This is a genomic window from Mycolicibacterium arseniciresistens (genome assembly GCF_030519285.1).
Taxonomy (GTDB): domain Bacteria; phylum Actinomycetota; class Actinomycetes; order Mycobacteriales; family Mycobacteriaceae; genus Mycobacterium; species Mycobacterium arseniciresistens.
Map to the genome: position 1 here is coordinate 1 of NZ_JAUMSQ010000345.1, position 2110 is coordinate 2110.

The 2110-nt window shown below is 71.2% G+C and carries 3 protein-coding genes; 2 read left to right on the plus strand and 1 reads right to left on the minus strand.

What is annotated here, in order from left to right; translation table 11 throughout:
- Positions 1-118: 118 nt before the first annotated feature.
- On the minus strand, positions 119-817 hold the full coding sequence (locus Q2100_RS27910) for an alpha/beta hydrolase (RefSeq protein ID WP_302916653.1): 699 nt from the start codon (positions 815-817) through the stop codon (positions 119-121).
- A gap of 167 nt (positions 818-984) precedes the next feature.
- On the opposite strand from Q2100_RS27910, the gene Q2100_RS27915 reads away from it, so the two are divergent.
- Both Q2100_RS27915 and Q2100_RS27920 read left to right on the plus strand, forming a co-directional pair.
- Positions 985-1356, plus strand: coding sequence for an OB-fold nucleic acid binding domain-containing protein (locus Q2100_RS27915; protein ID WP_269896147.1), 372 nt, complete (start codon positions 985-987; stop codon positions 1354-1356).
- A 16-nt stretch (positions 1357-1372) separates the two neighbouring features.
- On the plus strand, positions 1373-2077 hold the full coding sequence (locus tag Q2100_RS27920) for a DUF3159 domain-containing protein (RefSeq protein ID WP_302916654.1): 705 nt from the start codon (positions 1373-1375) through the stop codon (positions 2075-2077).
- Positions 2078-2110 lie beyond the last annotated feature (33 nt).

A 2110-nucleotide genomic window follows, 5' to 3' on the forward strand; every position in this document is an offset into this window, starting at 1 on the left:
CGCGCGGCGCAGCGCCCAGGGTTCGGCGATGCAGCAGCTGCGCACCATCACCGGCGGCTAGGTCCTCTCGCGATTTCGGCGCGCAGACGATCGCCCGGCGAACGTCAGCGCGCCGACATCACGCTTCCTGCAGCGCGGCCAGGCAGGCCGCGCCCAGCACCGCCGGGTCGGCGCCCATCTCGTCGAGGGTGACCGTCCGCAACGCCGCCCGCGGCGCCGCCGACACCCACTCGAAGCCGACCTCGACCGGATGCACCGGGTCGTCGGTGGCCGCGGCCACCCCCATCGGCGCCGCAAGCCGCTCGAGTTGCGGACACGTCGGCGCGACGTAGCGGGCCGCCTCGTCCATCGCCTCGGGTAGATCCGGCCACTGACCCACCCACGACCGGGTCAGCTCGTCGGCCAGCCAGGCCGGGCTCGACGCGCGCATCTGCGCGGTGGCCGCGGCCAGTCCGTCGCGGCGCAGCACATGCGCGGAATGACGGGCGGTGGCCGCGGCGGGCGCCGTCTCGGGGGAGCCGGTCCACGGCGGAAGTGCGGCCAGAACGGCCAGCGCGAGGCCCGGGTTCTCCAGCGCCCACGCGGCGGCGACCGCCGCGCCGATGGACACCCCGCCGACCGCGATCGGGCCCTCGCACGCTGCGTCGTCCAGTGCCTCGCGGTAGCCGTCGACGAGCCGATCCGGTCGAGGTGGCGGCGTCACCACGACCGCGCCGACGCCGTGCAGAGCTGCGGAGAACGCCCGGTAGACGTAGTCGTCGTCGGATCCGGTGCCCGCCAGCAGCACCGTAGTCACCCCGCGCAGATCGACCGCCATTCCACGATCGTGCCGGGTGCGTCAAGCACGTCGCGCACCGGCTCACACCGCGTGTCGCAACGTCGGCGTGGCGCTGTGCACCCCACATGGCAAAAGGGAACGCAGGGGTCTACCGTGGCGTTGGATTGGGTAGACCCAGAGTGGATCTGCATTAGTCAGGAGAGACCATGGCCACCGCCGAAGGGTATTTGCGCCGGCTCACCCGACGGCTGACGGAGGACCCCGAGCAACTCGACGTCGAGGAGCTCTCCGATGAGGCTGCCGGCACCGGTGCGCAGAAGGTGATCGACTGTCAGCGCGGTCAGGAAGTGACGATGGTGGGCACGCTGCGCAGCGTCGAGGCCAACTCGAAGAACTGTGCGGGCGGCGTCCGCGCGGAACTGTTCGACGGCACCGACTCGGTGATGCTGGTCTGGCTCGGCCAGCGCCGCATACCCGGCATCGAGTCCGGCCGCACCCTGCGGGTGCACGGCCGCATCGGCAAGCTGGAGAACGGCGTCAAGGCGCTGTACAACCCGCACTACGAAATCCAGAAGTGAGCAGGGAGATCCGGAGTTGACCCCGCCCGGAGACGCGCCGGGCAAGCCCACGAGTGCGCAGGTGCTGCTCGCGCAGATGGGCGGCATCAGCGGCCTGATCTACTCGTCGCTGCCCGTCGTGGTGTTCGTGCCGGTGTCCTCGGCCGCCGGCCTGGTGCCCGCGATCTGCGCGGCGCTCGGCGTGGCCACCGTGATCCTGATCTGGCGCCTGGTGCGGCGCGAGACCACCCAACCCGCGATCTCCGGTTTCTTCGGCGTCGCGTTCTGCGCATTGATCGCCTACCTGATGGGCGAATCCAAGGGCTATTTCCTGCTGGGCATCTGGATGTCGCTGTTCTGGGCGTCGGTGTTCGGCCTCTCGGTGATCATCCGCCGGCCCGTCGTCGGATATATCTGGGGTTGGGTCAACGGCCACGACCGCGGCTGGCGTGACGTTCGCAAGGCGGTGCGGGCGTTCGACGTCGCCACCCTGTTCTGGGTGCTGGTGTTCGCCGCGCGCTTCGTCGTGCAGGAACACCTGTACGAGTCCGACGAGACCGGCTGGCTGGGCTTCGCCCGCATCGCCATGGGCTGGCCACTGACGGCCGTCGCCGCACTCGTCACCTACCTCGCCATCCGGGCGGCTCAGCGCGCCCTGCACGCCGAGCACGGCGTGCGCGACGCCCCGGACCCCCGCGGGTCCGTCGACGACGCCGACACCGCAGACGCCCGGACCGACTGACCGGCCGGCGGGCACGCCATGGCCACCACGACG

Excerpts from the sequence above, each read along its gene's own strand:
- Q2100_RS27910 (WP_302916653.1), bottom strand. The coding sequence starts at position 817 with ATGGCGGTCGATCTGCGCGGGGTGACTACGGTGCTGCTGGCGGGCACC.
- Q2100_RS27915 (WP_269896147.1), top strand. The coding sequence starts at position 985 with ATGGCCACCGCCGAAGGGTATTTGCGCCGGCTCACCCGACGGCTGACG.